The sequence below is a fragment of the Streptomyces sp. NPDC087310 genome (assembly GCF_044744405.1).
GTDB lineage: Bacteria > Actinomycetota > Actinomycetes > Streptomycetales > Streptomycetaceae > Streptomyces.
Map to the genome: position 1 here is coordinate 453,223 of NZ_JBIUYF010000009.1, position 15,779 is coordinate 469,001.

A 15,779-nucleotide genomic window follows, 5' to 3' on the forward strand; every position below is an offset into this window, starting at 1 on the left:
GGCGAGGGGGCGGAAGCCGGGGCGACGTCGGGCCGGGGCCACGGGGACGGCTATGCGTCGCCGGTCCGTGGCTCGGGGGCCGACGTCCCCCTACAGGACTCCCGCGCGTCGGTGCGCGGGGATCCGGCGTCCGGGAGCGGGGAGCCGGGGTGGTGCGCGTCGCCGAGGACGAGCATCAGCCGGTTGGCCCAGCCGAAGAGGGCGACGGCGTGGACCAGGTCGGTCAGTTCGGCGTCGTCGAGCCCGGCGGCGCGCAGTGCGGCGAGGTGACGGGCGCCGGCCTCCGGGGGTGTACGGGTCTGCGCCTCGGCGAAGCGGGCGACGGCGGAGCCGCGCGCGTCGGCGACGGCGTCCGTGCCCGCTTCCGCTGCCTGCGGTGTCCCGGGGGCGGTGAACGCGTCGGCCCCGTCGCGCAGGACGCGCAGCGCCCTCGCCTCGTCGCGGGAGAGCTGGGCGTACTTCCGGCCGTGCACGGAGGCGCAGTACACGCACCCGTTGACCCGGGAGACCACCAGCGTGGCGAGCTCGCGCTCGGCGCGGGGCAGGCCGCCGCGGCCGTACATGACCGCGTTGTAGACATGGGTGCGGTGGTCGAGTGCGGCCGGGTCGTGGAGCAGGGTGCGGTAGTACGGCGAGGCCGTGGAGAGCGTGGCGTGCGCGTCGATGACGGCGCGCTGCGCGGCGGTGAGCGCGTCCGCGTCGACGGCGGGGATCCGGGGCTGCCAGGTGAGCTCGTCGAGCGTGAAGGGCGCGGCGTCCCCGGCCCCGGGCGTCGTCCGGTCCGTGACGGGCGGGCCGTCGGTCCGTGCGGCCGGGCCGCCGGCCAGGAGCGCGAGCCCGGCGGCGACACGCGCCTCGTACGCGACGAAGGCGCAGATCTGGGCGAGGGCGACGACGGCGGGCGCGTCGAGCCCCTGGGCGCCCAGGGAGGCCAGCAGGTCGGCGCCGGCCCGGTCAGGGGCGAGGGTGACACGGTCGGTGAAGGCGAGGACGGCGGCGGTCCGCGCGTCGTCCCGCGCATCCTCCGCAGTGTGTCCGGGGGCCAGGTCGCGGTAGGCGGCGGCGAGCGCGGGCTGTCCGGCGAGTTCGGCGGCGCGGGCGGCGGCGGCGATCCGCAGCCCGGTGGCGAGGGTCCCGGGGAGTGACGGTACGAGCAGGACGCTGCGGGTGGCGGCCGTGTGCTCGCTGATTCCGGCGCGGGGGGCGGTACCGGTTCCGGCGTGCTGCCCGATCCGCTGGGTCATGGTCCGTCCTCCTCACCTGTCGTCCGGGGGGGCCGTGCTTCTGTCCACCGTTCTGCCCGCCTGGTGAGACGCTCGTACGGACAGCCTCGTGCGTACGGACGGCCTCGTGCGGACAGGAAGTGAAAGTTAGCCCCGGCGGGGGCGCCGCGCAAAGCCCCTTCCCGATCCCGAACAGCGCTGTTCAGACCCCTCGTGCGGCGGTACGGGGTTGCGTGCGGGCGGCCCCTTGATGCATCAGGTTCCGCGAGGGGCGTGGCAGACTGCCGTGGAAAGTGGATTTTCGGCCTCACCTGATGCATCAGGCCATCGGTGAACCATCCGGAAGATCCGTTTCGGGCGGACTCCGGCCGGGCCGACCCAGGGAAAACTTCTCGCATGATGAGACGCGGTCCAGAAGGTGAGACAGGGATGGCGGTCGCGGCGTACCGGACGGTCGCGGAGGATCTGCGGCGCCGGATCGACGAGGGCGAGTTCGCCCCGGGCGATCCGCTCCCCTCGCGCGCCGCTCTCGCGGACCACTACGGCGTCGGCTCGAACGTCGCCACGGCGGCGGTACGGCTGCTGACCACGGAGGGCCTCGTCAAGGGGCGCGCGGGGCGCGGTGTGTTCGTACGGGAGCGGCCCTCCTCCGGGACGATGGCCCGCTCGTGGACCCAGGAGCGGTTGCAGGGCAGGCTCGCGGTCACGGCGGGCGGCGGGGAGGCGTCCGGCACGGGCTCCCAGGGAAGCCCTTCGGACCCCGAGCGCGCCGTGCTCGACACTGGCCACCCCGGCGACACCGGCCGCCCCGGCGACGGATCCCCCGCCGACGACGGCCGTACGGTGCGCGGCACCCCCCGTTCCACCACCGGCGAGGCCCCCGAGGAGATCGCCCGGCGCCTCGGGGTCCCCGCCGCCGAGCCGGTGATCCGCAGTGAGTACCTGCTCACCCGGGACGGCAGACCGGCCATGCTCTGTGTGAGCTGGGAGCCGCTGGGCATCACCGGCGGCACCCCCGTCTCGCTGCCCGGCGCCGGTCCGCTGGCGGGCAGCAGCGTGGTGGCGCGGATGTCGTACATCGGCCTCCAGATCACCCGCTCCACCGAGACCGTCACCGCGCGGACCGCCACCCGCGAGGAGGCGGACGCCCTCGATCTGACGCCCGGCGCGCCCGTCGCCGCCATCGAGCGCACGTACTTCGCCGGGGAACGCCCTCTGGAGACCGCGGATCTCGTCGTACCCGGCGAGCGCTTCCGGCTCGCGTACGAGATCCCCGCCGAGCCCGCCGACGCCTGAGCACAGCGACCGTTGAGCACAGCGGCCGTTGAGCACACCGCGGGCCGCGCGGACCGGGGACGTACCATCTCCCCTGCACTCAGATCCCCCTGCCCTCAGACCCTCGGCCCTCAGATCCCCCAGCGAGAAGCGAGCCCGGCGTGAACGACCTGTCGCCCGCACCGACACCGGGCGCGGCCCCGGACCCTCACCCCTTCCTCGAACTCTGCGCGGACACCGAGGGGCACCGGCCGCTCCTCGCCGTCCGGCGGTTCGACGAACCCTTCCTGCTGATGGCCTCGCTCTCGCACGGCGTGGGCTCCAGCCGGCTCGCCCTGGACCGGGGCAAGGCGGGGAAGGTGCGGGTCGCCGTGTTCCGGCGGATCGCCGGGCGGGTCGTGCTCGTCCAGCGCAACAAGCACCATCTCGCCACCGGTGACGCCGCCGCCGTGCGCGCGGGCGAGGAGTCCTTCGCCACGTCGGTGCTGTGGAGCGCCCCGGCGCTGCGCGAGCAGGACGGCGCCGTGGTCGTGGACGCGACCGGGCTGGCGCTCACCGATCTGCACGGCGTGGCCGCGCAGTTGGCGGCGCTGGAGCAGGGCGCGTACGAGATCGACCCGGACGCCTCCTTCCCGCTGACGGACGAGGCGGGCCTCGGTGCGCGCGGTCTCCGGCTGCCCGCCCTGCTGACCTTCCGCGGCTCCTCGCCGGGTGCGGCGGTGCGGGACGTGGTGCCGGTGCCGGGCTCGCTCACCGTCGTCCAGCAGCTCCATCTCGTCCCGCTGCCCGACCCGCCGCTGCCGGTACGCCGTTACCACCCGGGCTCCGGCGGGTACGGCATCGGCCACGACGACCACGGCGCCGGTACGACGGCCGGCCGCCGGGTGAAGGTACAGCCGCGGTTCCGGCTGGAACCGCTCGACCCGGCCGCCCCGTCGGGCCCGGTGCGCCACCCGATCGTCTTCCGCGTCGACCCGGCCGTCCCCGAGCCCGTACGGAGCGCCGTCGTGGAGGGCGGCAACTGGTGGCGGGATGCCTTCGAGCGGGCCGGGTTCACCGACGCCTACCGGGTCGAGGTGGCGCCCGAGGGGATCGACGACAACGATCTCGCCGTCAACTCCGTGCGCTGGGTGCACCGGGACGGCCGCGGCTGGTCGCACGGCCAGGCCCTCACCGACCCCCGTACCGGCGAGATCATCAGCGGCCGGGTCCGGCTCGGCTCGCAGCGGGTGGAGCAGATCACCGCGCTCGCCGAGGCGCTGCACGCCCCGTACGGGCAGCCGGACGAGCCGGAACGGCTGGCCGCCGTGGAGCGGCTGGTGCTCGGCCGGATGCGGCAGCTCGCGGCGCACGAGATCGGTCACGCGCTGGGCTTCATGCACAACTTCGCCAGTACGCACCATCCCCGCCCCTCCGTGATGGACTATCCGCATCCCCGGGTCACCGTCACCCCCGACGGGCGGCTCGACTCCTCGGAGGCGTACGGCGAGGGGCTCGGCCCGTGGGACCACTTCCTGGTCGCCCACGCCTACGGCCGCTTCCCCGGCGGGGCCGGAAGCCAGGACGACGCTCAGGCCGAGGAGGGCGCGCTCGCCGAACTGCGGCAAGCGGCGGCCGAACAGGGCCTGGTGTACATCACCGACGAGGACGCGCACGCCCCCGACGCCGCGCACGCCGACGCGGTGCTCTGGGTCTCCCCCGTCGCCGACCCGTTCGCCGCGCTGGACGAGGCGCTGGCCGTACGGCGGGTCGCGCTGGCGGGGTTCTCGCGCGCGGTGCTGCCGCCCGGCCGGCAGACCGGCGAGCTGGAGGAGCGCGCGGTCCTCCTCCAGCTCTACCACCGCTCCCAACTCGCCGCCGTGGCCCGGCTGATCGGCGGTACACGGTACGGCTACGGGCTGGCGGGCGAGACGGGCGGCGGCGCCGTACCGGTGGCGGGCGAGGACCAACGGCGGGCCCTGGCACGGCTGTCGGAGCTGCTGCGCCCCGAACACCTGGCCCTGCCCCGGCAGATGCTGGACGCGCTCACCCCGCCCGCCATCCGCTACGAACGGAGCCCCGAGTACTTCGACACCCGGGCCGGGCGGGTCTTCGACCCGTTCGGCGCGGTGGAGGCGACGGCGGCGCTCGTCACGCAGGAGCTGCTGGATCCCGCCCGGCTCAACCGGCTGGGCTGGCAGCACGCGGCGGATCCGGCCGTGCCGGGCCCCGGGGAGGTCCTGGACGCCCTGCTCGACACGGTGTGGCGGGGGGACCCTCCGGCGGACGACGGCCCGGTCGCGGCCGCGGCGGTGCGGGAGACCGCGGGGTGGGTGGTGCTGCGCGCCGCCGTCGACGCGGTGCGGGGCGACCTGCTGCACGGCGTGGTACGGACGCGGCTCACCGCCGCGCTGCGGCGGCTCGCCGAGGAGCTGCGCGCGGCGGACGGCCCGGCGGAACGCGAGGCGTCCGCGACGCTGAGCGCGTTCCTGGCCGGCGACGACTCCGTACGGCTCGGTCCGCCGCCCCGTATCCCGCCCGGCGCGCCGATCTAGACCGTCGACCGGGGCGGGTTCGAAAGGTCCCCCGCAGGGTCCGACCGGCGGTCCTGAACGCCCCGCGTACACCTCCTGAAGATCGTTGGTTTCTCGCTGAACACCCGGCGGGCCCCGGCCGTAATACACAGCACGCTGCTGGGGCCGAGGCTGTCGGGGCCCGCCGAGGAGGTCTGCCAGGTATGTTCCGCCATCGCACCGTCGCCACGGTTCTCACCGGTGCCGTGCCCCTGCTGCTCACGGTCTCGGCGGTGCTGACGGCGGGACCTGCGTACGCGCACGGTGCGCCGACCGACCCGCTGAGCCGCACCGCCGCGTGCGGCCCGGAGGGGGGCGCCGCGGCGTCGACAGCGGCCTGCCAGGCGGCCGTCGGCGCCAACGGCGGCCAGACGTTCGAGGCGTGGGACAACCTCCGGATCGCCGATGTCAACGGCAGGGACCGGCAGTTCGTGCCGGACGGGCAGCTCTGCAGCGGCGGCCTCGACGCGTACCGGGGCCTCGACCTCGCCCGCGCCGACTGGCCGGCCACCCGGCTGAGCCCCGGCGCCGGCCTCACCCTCACCTATCGGACGACGATCCCGCACACGGGAACGTTCGACCTCTACCTCACCCGGGAGGGATACGACCCGACCACCCCGCTGCGCTGGGACGATCTGGCCGAGAAGCCCTTCATCTCGGTCACGGACCCGCCGGTCGTGAACGGCGCGTACCGTCTCTCGGGCACGCTTCCGGCGAACCGTACCGGCCGGCACGTGCTCTACACGGTGTGGCGCAACACCAGCACCCCGGACACGTACTACTCGTGCTCCGACGTCGTCTTCCCCGAGGGTTCCGGCGGCACCGCGGGGTCCGGCGACTCCGCCGGATCCGCCGGTTCCGCGGGGCAGAACGCCCCCGGGCAGCCCCCGGTCCCGACCGCGCCGGCGTCCCCCACCGCCGTCACGGATCCGGTCCCCGAGACCCCCGCCGTCCCCTCGTCCCCCGAAGCGGCCGTCGTACCGCCTTCCGACGCCGCCAACGTCTCCCCCACGCCCCGCGCCGACCCGTCCGTACCCGTGGCCGCCGCTTCCCGGACCGTCCCCGTATCCGCGAACTCGCCGTCCGAGTACCTGCCGGTGGCAGCGGGCGGGGTCATGGCGGTCGTGGGCATCGGAATGTTCGTGATGCTCAGGCGGCGCGCCCGCTGATCACCGCGCGCCTCCCCGCAAGCACCGACCGTAAGGAGACCTCCTTCATGTCCCAGCCCCTCGAAACGGGCCTCCTGCGTGCCACCGCGCACAGTCCGTCCTGGGCCATGCTGAGCCGCCTGTCGCCGGGCACCGGCCCCTCGGACCCGTCAGGACAGGAGCCCTACCGCAGGGCCGAAACCGCGCATGAGCAGCGGGTCGACTTCTGCATCCCGTGCAACCCCTACTTCCCCACGCCCGAGATGTTCGGCCGTATGCAGGGGTCCCTGGAGTCGATCCTCAAGTACTACCCGAGCGACGCCGACACCGTCACCGCCGAACTGTGCTCCGTGCTCGGTCTCAACCCCCAGACGGTCGCCATGGGCAACGGCTCCACCGAGCTGATCACCTGGATCGACCATCTGCTGGTCCGCGAGAGCCTGGCCATCCCGATCCCCACCTTCGGGCGCTGGACGGACCAGCCGCTGGAGACCGGCAAGCGCGTGGACATGTTCCCGCTCCAGGAGGAGCAGGACTTCACCCTGGACCTCCAGGAGTACGTACGGTTCATCCGCCAGCGCGGGTCGCGGGTCGCGGTCATCTGCAACCCGAACAACCCCGACGGCGGCTATCTGAAGCGGCATCAAGTGGTCTGGCTGCTGGACGAGTTGTCGGATCTCGACCTGGTGGTGGTCGACGAGTCGTTCATCGACTTCGTCGACGCGGAGCGCGCCCCGTCCGTCGCCGACGAGGCGTCCATCCGCTCGAACGTGATCGTGCTGAAGAGCCTCGGCAAGAACTTCGGGCTGCACGGCATCAGATTCGGCTATCTGGTGGCCAACCCGGCGCTCGCGGCGAAGGTACGCAAGGCACTGCCCAAGTGGAACCTCAACTCCTTCGCCGAGAGCGTCGTCTTCATGCTCAAGGAGTACGGGGTCGAGTACCACCAGTCCCTGGCGCTGCTCTCCCGCGACCGGGCCAGCATGGCGCAGACCCTCGCCGCCGTCCCCGACCTGGTGGTCTTCCTGTCCCAGGGGAACTTCCTGCTGGTCAAGTTGCCCGACGGGGTGGACGGAGCGGCGCTGCGGGACCGGATGCTCACCCAGTACGGCGTCTTCATCCGCGAGTGCGGCAACAAACTCGGCAGCACCAGCCAGTTCCTGCGGCTGGTGGTCCGGCCGCAGGAGGACGTCCAGCGGCTGGTGGCCGCGCTCCAGGCGTGCCTCCCCGCGGGCCCCACCGGCCTGGCGCGGCAGCAGGGGCACAGCGCCGCGCCGTCCCCCACGTCGTCGCTGCCCGCGCTGGCCCCGGCGCGCTGACGGCCCCGGACGGCCTCCGCGCCGGCGGCCCCCGCGTCAGCCGCCGGCCGGTGCGGGGGCCGTCACCTCCGGGGGCAGGTTGTACGGCGTGACGACCTGGATCGCGGAGGGCAGCGCGGGCCCGGCCTCGGCGGGGAGCGCTCCGTGGGCCCGCATGACGATCTGGCAGGCGCGGCGGAGGTCCTGGCGCAGATCGTGGTGGAGGACCGCGGAGATCCGCCGTTCGCCCAGCAGCCGGGTGTTGTCGTGGTCGAGGTCGTGCGCCACGAACACGGCGCACTCCCGGCCCATCTCCTCGAACGCCCCGACCGTCGCGGCGTTGCCGCCGCCGATCGAGTAGACGGCCCTGATGTCCCGGTCGCGTTCCAGCGCGGCCAGGACGAGGTCCCGCTGGGTGGCGTCGAGACCGTCGCTGTCGGTGACCTCCACGAGGGTGCGTGCCGGGTGCGCGGCGCGCATCGCGGCGCGGAACCCCATCTCCCGCTCCTCCTCGCCGCGGAAGAACCCGCGGCTCACGGTGGTCAGGACGTGTGCGGGGCGCTCGCCCAGCCACTGTCCGACGAGATACGCGGCGGTGGCCCCGGCGGCCCGGTTGTCGATGCCGACATAGGCGAGCCGGGCGCTGCCGGGCAGATCGGTCACCAGGGTCACCACCGGGATGCCCGCCTCGACCAGCCGGCCGACGGCAGCGGTGGTCCCGGGGACGTCCGGGGCCTTGAGGATCACCCCCTGGGAGCCGCGCGCGGCGATCCGGTCCAGTGTCCCGATCAGCTCGGACACCGGGCCCGTCTCACGGAAGTGGAAGCGCGAGCGCAGCACGGCGGGGCGCAGGGAGGGCAGTTGGGACTCCAGGGCCTCCCGCACGGAGGAGGAGAACCGCTCCGGTGCCCGCATCACGATGTCGATCATGAAGGTGCGTCCGCCGAGGCGTACCTGGGTGCGCTGCCGGTCCAGATCCCTGACGGCCTGGCGGACCTCGCGGGCGGTGCTCTCCCGTACCCCGCCCCGGTCGTTGAGGACCCGGTCGACGGTGGCCTCGCTCAGCCCGGCCTGCCGGGCGATTTCCCTGATCGTGTACGGATGGGCCATGACCACTTCCTGAGCTGGGCCGACGGGGTTCGCGCCTGAGGGGTTTTTGATGGCTTTCTGCGGGTTGCCCGCCACCTTCCTGCCCCTGAGACTGACAGAAACCACCTCTTCCGGGAAGGATCCGCCATGTCCAACATCCCCACGGGACCCCCGGCGTGGCTGCGTGCGGACGACTGCGATCTCGCGGAGCTGCGCGCCCTCGTCTCGACGCGGACGGACCCGGGCGACTGCCCGTCCGCCGAGCGGGTCGAGCAGAACGTGCCGCTGTACGACAGCGCGCGGCTGCGCGCCCTGGCCGCCACGCCCGAGGGGTTCCGTACGGTGAGCGGCGAGTTGGCCGGCGTACTGCTGGACGGTCCTGGCATCGTCGTCCTCAAGGGCGCCTTCGCCGATCACGGTGTGGTGGACCGGGCCACGGCGGCCTTCCGGGCGCTCATCGAGGAGGAGCGCGCGACGGGCGCGGCCCGCGGTGACCACTTCGCCGAGGCGGGCGCGAACGACCGGCTGTGGAACGCGCTGGGCAAGATGGCCGTACGGGAGCCCGAGGTCTTCGCCGACTACTACGCCAACGAGTCGCTGGCGCTCGTCGCCACGGCGTGGCTCGGCCCCGGCTACCAGGTGACCTCGCAGATCAACGTGGTCAACCCCGGCGGCGCCGCGCAGCGCGCGCACCGTGACTACCACCTCGGTTTCCTCTCGCAGGAGCGGGCGGCCGGCTATCCGGCCCAGGTCCACCGGCTCTCCCCCGCGCTGACGCTCCAGGGCGCGGTCGCCCACTGCGACATGCCCGTGGAGTCGGGGCCGACGCTCTACCTGCCCCACTCGCAGAAGTACGCGCCGGGCTATCTCGCCTGGCGGCTCCCTGAGTTCGCCGCGTACTTCGAGGAGCACCACGTCCAGTTGGCGCTGGAGAAGGGCGACGCGGTCTTCTTCAACCCGGCGCTCTTCCACGCCGCGGGACACAACAGGTCCGCGGGGATCCGGCGGATGGCGAACCTGCTGCAGATCTCCTCGGCGTTCGGCCGCGCGATGGAGAGCGTCGACCGTGCGGCGATGTGCGAGGCCCTCCATCCGGTGCTGCTGCGGCGCAAGAAGGAGGGCGCCGACGAGGGGTGGCTGCGCCGGGTGGTCGCCGCCACCGCCGAGGGGTACGCCTTCCCCACCAACCTGGACCGCGACCCGCCGGCCGACGGGCTGGCGCCGCCGTCCCAGGCCGACGTGGTGTGGCGCGCGCTGGCCGAGGAGTGGTCGCCGGACACACTGCGCGCGGAGCTGCGGGCGGGCGCGGAGCGCCGCCGTCCCTGACGGAAACACGGAACACACGGAAACACGGAACACACCGGAACGAGGGGCCGAACAAGCATGAGGACAGGAATGAGGGCGGGACAGGAATGAGTGGGGAACGACTGCTGGACGGCAAGATCGTCCTCGTCAACGGCGGCAGCCAGGGCGTCGGCGCGGGCATCGCGCGGGCCGCCGCCCGGGAGGGCGCCACCGTGGTCGTCACGGGGCGCCGCGAGGAGGTGGGCGAGGCCCTGGCGGCGGAGGTGACGGCGGCGGGCGCGAAGGCCGCCTTCGTACGGGCCGACCTCTCCGACCCCGCGCAGGCGCGCGGCAGTGTCGAGCAGGTCGTGGCCGCGTACGGACGGATCGACTGCCTGGTCAACTCCGCCGGGCTGACGTCCCGGGGCTCCCTGCTGGACACCACCCCCGAGTTGTTCGACGCGCACATGGCGATCAATCTGCGGGCGCCGTTCTTCGCGATGCAGGCCGCGGTCGCCGACCTGGTGGCGCGCGGGGAGCCGGGCACGATCGTCAACATCGGCTCCGAGTGCGCGCACGGCGGTCCGCCGCATCTCGCCCCGTACTCGGCGGCCAAGGCCGGGCTCGCGGGGCTGACCCGCAACGCCGCCCACGCGCACCGCTGGGACCGTATCCGGATCAACGGGCTGAACATCGGCTGGACCGACACCGAGGGCGAGGACGTCGTCCAGCGCGCCTTCCACGGGGCTGACGACACCTGGCGCGCGGAGGCGGCCCGCTCCCAGCCGATGGGCAAGCTCGGCCAGGTCGACGAGATCGCCGATTTCGTCGTCCTCCTGCTCTCCGACCGCAGCGGTGTGGTGACGGGCTCGGTCATCGACTGGGGTCCGACCGTCTTCGGCGGACAGGACTGAGGAGGGGCCGAACGGAGTAACTTCCGCCGGGCCCGGAATAGGGCGGGCGTGGGCCCTGGTTGGCCGACGTATGACTTCTGACAGCGCTGACCGCACCGCCCGCTTCGGCCCGATCGGCATCTGGAGTTCGGCCCTCCACCAGCCCGCCCCCGGTGACGCCGCACGTGTCGCGGAGGCCGTGGCCGAACTGGACGAGCTGGGGTACGGAACGATCTGGGTGGGCGGCAGCCCCTCGGTCGAGGAGGCCGGGGCCGTCGTCGGGGCGACCCGCCGGATCACGGTGGCGACCGGCATCCTCAGCATCTGGCAGCACGAGGCGCCGGCCGTCGCGGAGCAGGTGGCCGCGATCGAGCGGACCGCGCCGGGGCGGTTCGTCCTGGGCCTCGGGGTGAGCCATGACGCGCTCACCCCGCGGTACGCGCGCCCGTACTCGACGATGGTCGCGTATCTCGACGCCCTGGACGCCGCCCCCGAACCGGTGCCCGCCCGGAGCCGGGTGCTCGCCGCGCTGGGTCCGAAGATGCTGGCGCTGGCGAGTGAGCGGTCGGCGGGCGCGCATCCGTACCTGGTCACGCCGGAACACACCGCTCGGGCCAGGGCGGCGCTCGGTCCAGACGCCCTGCTGGCGCCGGAACTCGGTGTGGTCCTGGACACCGACCTCGACCGGGCCAGGACCACCGCGCGCACCATGCTCTCGTTCTACCTCGGACTGCCCAACTACACGGACAATCTGCTGCGCCTCGGCTTCGCCGAGGACGACTTCACCGACGGTGGCAGTGTCCGGCTGCTGGACGCCCTGTTCGCGCTGGGCGACGCGGACGCGGTGCGCGCCCGCGTCGACGCGTACCGGGCGGCGGGCGCGGACCATGTCGCGCTCCAGGTGCTCCACCACGACCCGGCCGCGGGACTGCCGCGCGCCCAGTGGCGTGAACTGGCCGGCGCCTTCTCCCTGTCGGGCTCCGCGTAGGGGCGGCTATTCCGGTGGGGTCGGCGTCTCGTCGCAGCGGAACATCACCTGAATGTCCAGTTCGAGCTGGATGGTCGGCCCCACGATCGCGATCCCCCTGGCGAGCATCGACCGCCAGTTCAGGGTGTAGTCCTCGCGATGGAGTTCGGTGCGCGCCTTGGCGGCGCACCGCAGTTCTTCCCCGTAACCGCCATTGACGGATCCGAGATAGTCGGTTTCCAGACTGATGGTGCGGCTGATTCCGTGCAGGGTGAGGCTGCCGTGCACGGTCCACCGGTTGCCCGCGTGGCGCTGGAAACGTTCGCTGACGAACTGGATGTACGGATAATTCTCCACATCCAGGAAGTCGGCGGAGCGGAGATGGGTGTCGCGCGTATTGTTTCCGGTGGTGATACTGGCCGCGTCGATGGTGCACTCGGCGTAGGAATCCTCGGGCCGTTCCCCGACGCGTACGCCGCCGTCGAACCGGGTGAACCGGCCGTGCACATTGGCCATGCCGACGTGCCGCGCGATGAACCGAATGGCGGTGTGCGGCGGGTCGAAGAGCCAGATTCCGGGCTGCGGCGGTTCCAGGGGGCGCGAGTGCTCCAGCGTGACCTGGAAATGGCTCTGGCGGCCCGCGTCGACATCGACGGTGAGGTGGGTCGGGAGCAGGCCGTCCGCGGTGATCAGGACGGTGTACCGCCCGGTGGGCAGGCCGACGGTGAAGGTACCGAACGGGTCGGTGCGGCCCTGCATCACCACGTGTCCGGTGTGGTTCGCCTTCACCTGGACGCCCGCGCCGTCCAGGGGGTGGCCGTTGGGCTGGCCGACCTCCAGGGCGAACGCCCCGGCCGTCAGGGGTATCCGGGACAGCAGGCCCGCCCTCTTGCCGCCCGCTTTCGACTTCCTCCGCCGCAGCAACGAGAGGCCCATGATGACACCCTTCTTCAGACACCGAAAGGGAGTCGTGAGACCCCCGGAGAAGCGGTGGGCCCCCTTTTACGAGAATATCGGCCGCGTTTCGCCGCACGGCCGTTCCGCCACTGCCTCGCCGAGTGTCCGGTCGTACGTCGAAGAGGGTGGCCCCGAGAGATAGTAGACCAATCGTCCACGCTTCAACGACCAGGTTCCCGTATATCCGTCCTGTGTTTATCGAGTGAAGATTTCCACGCACCCGAAACAATTATCCTCACATTGTGAGGGTGCGTGGAATTTCGAGCCGCCCTGAGCGGGAAGCCGCACCCGACCGTGGAAGCGGTCTGGACATGCGCGTACGGCTCCCGTCCCGTTCCATGGAGACAGAGCCTGCCGGGCAACCCGGGCCCGCCCCCTCGACATGCCCTCGACACGACGAGACCGAGAGTTCCCTCATGCGAGCTACGTTCATGTACGGCGCCGGCGATGTACGCGTGGAAGAGGCGCCCGACCCCGTCCTGCGCCACCCGACCGACGCGATCGTCCGGGTCGTGCGCGCCTGCGTCTGCGGCAGCGACCTGCACCCGTACCACACCATGGAGACGTCCGAGCAGGGCGCGCCGATGGGCCACGAGTTCATCGGCGTCGTCGAAGAGCTCGGCTCGGAGGTCTCCGGGCTCCGGCGCGGCGATCTCGTCGTGGCCCCGTTCGCGTACGCCGACAACACCTGTGTGTTCTGCCGCGAAGGTCTGCACACGTCCTGCCCCCAGGGCGGGTTCTTCGCCAACGGCGACGTCGGCGGCGGTCAGGCCGAGGCGATCCGCGTACCGCAGGCCCAGGGCTCCCTGGTCAAGCTGCCGGTGGGCGAGGACTCCGCCCTGCTGCCGTCCCTGCTGACCCTGTCCGACGTGTACGGCACCGGGTACCACGCCGCCAAACGGGCCGGCGTGAACCCGCGCACCACGGTCACGGTGATCGGGGACGGCGCGGTCGGGCTGCTGGCCGTGCTGTCCGCCCGACAGCTCGGTGCCGAGCGGATCATCCTCATGGGCCGGCACAAGGACCGCACGGACCTGGGCCGCGACTTCGGCGCCACCGACGTCGTCGCCGCACGCGGCCAGGAAGGCATCGACAAGGTCCGCGAACTCACTCGTGGCGAGGGCACCCACGCGGTGCTGGAGGCCGTCGGGTACATGAGCGCGTACGAGATGGCGCTCGGCGCGGTACGCCCCGGGGGCGTCATCAGCCGGGTCGGCGTACCCCAGTACGAGGAGGCCCCCGTCGGGTTCGCCAGCCTGTTCGGGCCCAACGTCACCCTGACGGGCGGGCCCGCTCCGGTGCGCGCCTATATCGACGAACTCATGCCCGCCGTCCTGGACGGCACCGTCGAGCCCGGCCGGGTGTTCGACCGGACCGTGGGTCTGGACGACGTGCCCGAGGGGTACCGGGCGATGGACCAGCGTTCGGCGCTGAAGGTGCTGGTCCGCCCCTGACGTGAGGAACGGGACGCCCACGCCCCGGTGACGGTTCCCCTACGATGAGTGAGCAGCGCGGGGAAGGGTCCCCGGCATCGTGGGGAGGTTCCTGTGGACGCTGGATCCGGCGGCGGCCGCGACTACCCGCCGAAGACACCGCCTCCGCCCAAGAAGCCCGTCTCGCCGCCGTTTCCCGATCCGCCCAGGCCGAAGGCGGACGGGCGCGTGGCGACGCGGGACCGGCGCCGGGTGATGATGGCCGGCCGCCGCGGCGTCAACTGGCCGCTGGAGCGCCAGGAGTGGACGCCGGCCGTCGCCGGCCGACGGGTGGTCGACCAGCTCAGGGCCTGGGGGCACCGGCCGGACGAGGAGGCCGTCGCCGGGGTCGTCGCGCTCCTGGTCCGTACCGCGGCGGCGGACGGCGGTACGCGGGTGAGCCTGCACCTGGCCGACGAGAAGCGGCACGCCCTGGTCCTGGTCCTGAACCACTGCCCCGGCATGGCGGCCCCCTCGGACCACGTCCTTCAGGACCTGATGGCGCTCGGTGTGACCGACTGCGGGACCGACACCGGCGAGGACGGGCGCCGCGTCTGGGCGCTCCTGGACCTGTAGCGCCCCTGGCCCCGTGGATCCGCCGGCCCCGTGGATCCGCCGGGCCTGTGGATCCGCCGGGCCTGCGTCTCCACCCTGCCGGCTCCGCGCTCCGCCGCTCCTCAGGGCCGGGCGGCCTCGGTGCCGACCTCTTCGGCCAGTGCGCGGAACCGTAGTCCGGCCTGGCTCTCGTAGCGGGGGTTCCAGGCGACAGCGAGGCCGAGCCGGGGCTGGGCGACCTCGGTGATGAGTTCGCGGAACTCCACACCGTCGCGGCCCTTCCGGGCGGCGCTGGAGGGGACGAGGGCCACCCCCATCCCGCTGCCGACCAGGAAGAGCACGGTCTCCACCTGCACCGCCTCCTGGGTGACCCTCGGCGTCACCCCGGCCTCCCGGAACAGCATGGTGGACAGGGCGTGCAGACCGGGGATGGCGTGCTGGGTGTAGTCGATGAACGGCTCGTCCGCGAGATCCCGGAGTGTGATCCGCTTCTGGCTCGTGAAGCGGTGTTCCTTCGGCAGGGCGAGGACGAAGCGGTCGGCCTCCACCGTGACGTACTGCAGGTCGCTGCGGCGGACGAGAGGGACGCGGACGATGCAGACGTCCAGTGTGTGGCGTTCCAGGGAATCGATGAGGCCCGTGTTGGTGTCCTCGGTGAACTTCAGTGTGACGCCGGGGTAGGTCCGGCGGAAGGCGCGCAGCAGCAGTGGCAGCAGCCGGTTCTTCGCGGAGCCGACGAAGCCGACGCGCAGGGTCCCGGTGGCGCCCGCGGCGGTGGACTCGGCGACCCGCGCCAGCTCCGCCGCGTGGAAGACGGCGGCGCGGGCGTGTTCCAGGGCCGCCTCGCCGGCCGCGGTCAGTTCGACGTTGTGGGTGGACCGGACGAAGAGCCGGGCGCCGATCTCGTCCTCCAGCTTCCGGATGGACACCGAGAGCGGGGGCTGTGTCATGTGCAGACGATCCGCCGCCGTACGGAAGTTGAGGGTTTCGGCCACCGCCAGGAAGTGCCTGAGCTGCCGCAGCTCCATGGTGATACCTCACGTGTATCAAGAGTTGGCGAATGGGC

At 72.8% G+C, this 15,779-nt stretch carries 13 protein-coding genes; 9 read left to right on the top strand and 4 right to left on the bottom strand.

Annotation, left to right across the window (positions count from 1 at the left end; all coding sequences use genetic code 11):
• Positions 1–50: 50 nt before the first annotated feature.
• The gene (locus ACIO3P_RS32765; protein ID WP_401850114.1) at positions 51–1,244 is read right to left on the bottom strand and encodes a peroxidase-related enzyme; all 1,194 of its coding nucleotides are present in this window, start codon (positions 1,242–1,244) and stop codon (positions 51–53) included.
• A 408-nt stretch (positions 1,245–1,652) separates the two neighbouring features.
• Between ACIO3P_RS32765 and ACIO3P_RS32770 the strand changes: the two genes are divergently transcribed.
• The 4 genes from ACIO3P_RS32770 to ACIO3P_RS32785 all read left to right on the top strand — a co-directional run bounded on the left by ACIO3P_RS32770 (position 1,653) and on the right by ACIO3P_RS32785 (position 7,517).
• Complete coding sequence (locus tag ACIO3P_RS32770) at positions 1,653–2,519, top strand: GntR family transcriptional regulator (protein ID WP_401850115.1); 867 nt, start codon at positions 1,653–1,655, stop codon at positions 2,517–2,519.
• Between the two features lie 140 nt (positions 2,520–2,659).
• Entirely contained in the window at positions 2,660–5,032 is a 2,373-nt protein-coding gene (locus ACIO3P_RS32775) for a zinc-dependent metalloprotease (protein ID WP_401850116.1), read from the top strand.
• Positions 5,033–5,214: 182 nt separating this feature from the next.
• The gene (locus tag ACIO3P_RS32780; protein WP_401850118.1) at positions 5,215–6,219 is read left to right on the top strand and encodes a lytic polysaccharide monooxygenase; all 1,005 of its coding nucleotides are present in this window, start codon (positions 5,215–5,217) and stop codon (positions 6,217–6,219) included.
• 47 nt (positions 6,220–6,266) lie between these two features.
• Positions 6,267–7,517 carry a pyridoxal phosphate-dependent aminotransferase gene (locus ACIO3P_RS32785; RefSeq protein ID WP_401850119.1) on the top strand — a complete coding sequence of 417 codons (1,251 nt, stop codon included), beginning with the start codon at positions 6,267–6,269 and terminating at the stop codon, positions 7,515–7,517.
• Between the two features lie 36 nt (positions 7,518–7,553).
• Here the strand turns inward: ACIO3P_RS32785 and ACIO3P_RS32790 are convergent, their stop codons facing one another.
• Complete coding sequence (locus ACIO3P_RS32790; RefSeq protein ID WP_401850120.1) at positions 7,554–8,606, bottom strand: LacI family DNA-binding transcriptional regulator; 1,053 nt, start codon at positions 8,604–8,606, stop codon at positions 7,554–7,556.
• Between the two features lie 126 nt (positions 8,607–8,732).
• Between ACIO3P_RS32790 and ACIO3P_RS32795 the strand changes: the two genes are divergently transcribed.
• The 3 genes from ACIO3P_RS32795 (at position 8,733) to ACIO3P_RS32805 (ending at position 11,750) form a co-directional block, all read left to right on the top strand.
• Positions 8,733–9,911, top strand: coding sequence for a phytanoyl-CoA dioxygenase family protein (locus ACIO3P_RS32795; protein WP_401850122.1), 1,179 nt, complete (start codon positions 8,733–8,735; stop codon positions 9,909–9,911).
• Between the two features lie 86 nt (positions 9,912–9,997).
• Positions 9,998–10,783, top strand: coding sequence for an SDR family oxidoreductase (locus ACIO3P_RS32800; protein WP_401850124.1), 786 nt, complete (start codon positions 9,998–10,000; stop codon positions 10,781–10,783).
• Between the two features lie 70 nt (positions 10,784–10,853).
• Positions 10,854–11,750, top strand: a complete 897-nt coding sequence (locus ACIO3P_RS32805) for an LLM class F420-dependent oxidoreductase (RefSeq protein ID WP_401850125.1) — start codon at positions 10,854–10,856, stop codon at positions 11,748–11,750.
• 6 nt (positions 11,751–11,756) lie between these two features.
• Here ACIO3P_RS32805 and ACIO3P_RS32810 read toward each other — a convergent pair whose 3' ends face one another.
• A complete protein-coding gene (locus ACIO3P_RS32810) occupies positions 11,757–12,665 on the bottom strand; it encodes a YceI family protein (RefSeq protein ID WP_329823807.1) in 909 nt (302 codons plus the stop codon).
• A 437-nt stretch (positions 12,666–13,102) separates the two neighbouring features.
• Between ACIO3P_RS32810 and ACIO3P_RS32815 the strand changes: the two genes are divergently transcribed.
• Together ACIO3P_RS32815 and ACIO3P_RS32820 are read left to right on the top strand one after the other, a co-directional pair.
• Positions 13,103–14,140, top strand: a complete 1,038-nt coding sequence (locus ACIO3P_RS32815) for a zinc-dependent alcohol dehydrogenase family protein (protein ID WP_329823808.1) — start codon at positions 13,103–13,105, stop codon at positions 14,138–14,140.
• Positions 14,141–14,233: 93 nt separating this feature from the next.
• A complete protein-coding gene (locus tag ACIO3P_RS32820) occupies positions 14,234–14,734 on the top strand; it encodes a hypothetical protein (RefSeq protein ID WP_401850126.1) in 501 nt (166 codons plus the stop codon).
• Between the two features lie 101 nt (positions 14,735–14,835).
• On the opposite strand, the gene ACIO3P_RS32825 is transcribed toward ACIO3P_RS32820, so the two are convergent.
• Positions 14,836–15,741 (bottom strand): LysR family transcriptional regulator, encoded by a 906-nt coding sequence (locus ACIO3P_RS32825; protein WP_329823810.1) that lies wholly within the window; start codon positions 15,739–15,741, stop codon positions 14,836–14,838.
• Between the last annotated feature and the right edge of the window lie 38 nt (positions 15,742–15,779).

Bases quoted from the DNA above. Each gene is read 5' to 3' on its own strand.
- ACIO3P_RS32770 (WP_401850115.1), top strand. From the start codon at position 1,653: ATGGCGGTCGCGGCGTACCGGACGGTCGCGGAGGATCTGCGGCGCCGG.
- ACIO3P_RS32825 (WP_329823810.1), bottom strand. From the start codon at position 15,741: ATGGAGCTGCGGCAGCTCAGGCACTTCCTGGCGGTGGCCGAAACCCTC.
- ACIO3P_RS32765 (WP_401850114.1), bottom strand. From the start codon at position 1,244: ATGACCCAGCGGATCGGGCAGCACGCCGGAACCGGTACCGCCCCCCGC.
- ACIO3P_RS32810 (WP_329823807.1), bottom strand. From the start codon at position 12,665: ATGGGCCTCTCGTTGCTGCGGCGGAGGAAGTCGAAAGCGGGCGGCAAG.
- ACIO3P_RS32800 (WP_401850124.1), top strand. From the start codon at position 9,998: ATGAGTGGGGAACGACTGCTGGACGGCAAGATCGTCCTCGTCAACGGC.
- ACIO3P_RS32815 (WP_329823808.1), top strand. From the start codon at position 13,103: ATGCGAGCTACGTTCATGTACGGCGCCGGCGATGTACGCGTGGAAGAG.
- ACIO3P_RS32780 (WP_401850118.1), top strand. From the start codon at position 5,215: ATGTTCCGCCATCGCACCGTCGCCACGGTTCTCACCGGTGCCGTGCCC.
- ACIO3P_RS32805 (WP_401850125.1), top strand. From the start codon at position 10,854: ATGACTTCTGACAGCGCTGACCGCACCGCCCGCTTCGGCCCGATCGGC.
- ACIO3P_RS32795 (WP_401850122.1), top strand. From the start codon at position 8,733: ATGTCCAACATCCCCACGGGACCCCCGGCGTGGCTGCGTGCGGACGAC.
- ACIO3P_RS32790 (WP_401850120.1), bottom strand. From the start codon at position 8,606: ATGGCCCATCCGTACACGATCAGGGAAATCGCCCGGCAGGCCGGGCTG.
- ACIO3P_RS32785 (WP_401850119.1), top strand. From the start codon at position 6,267: ATGTCCCAGCCCCTCGAAACGGGCCTCCTGCGTGCCACCGCGCACAGT.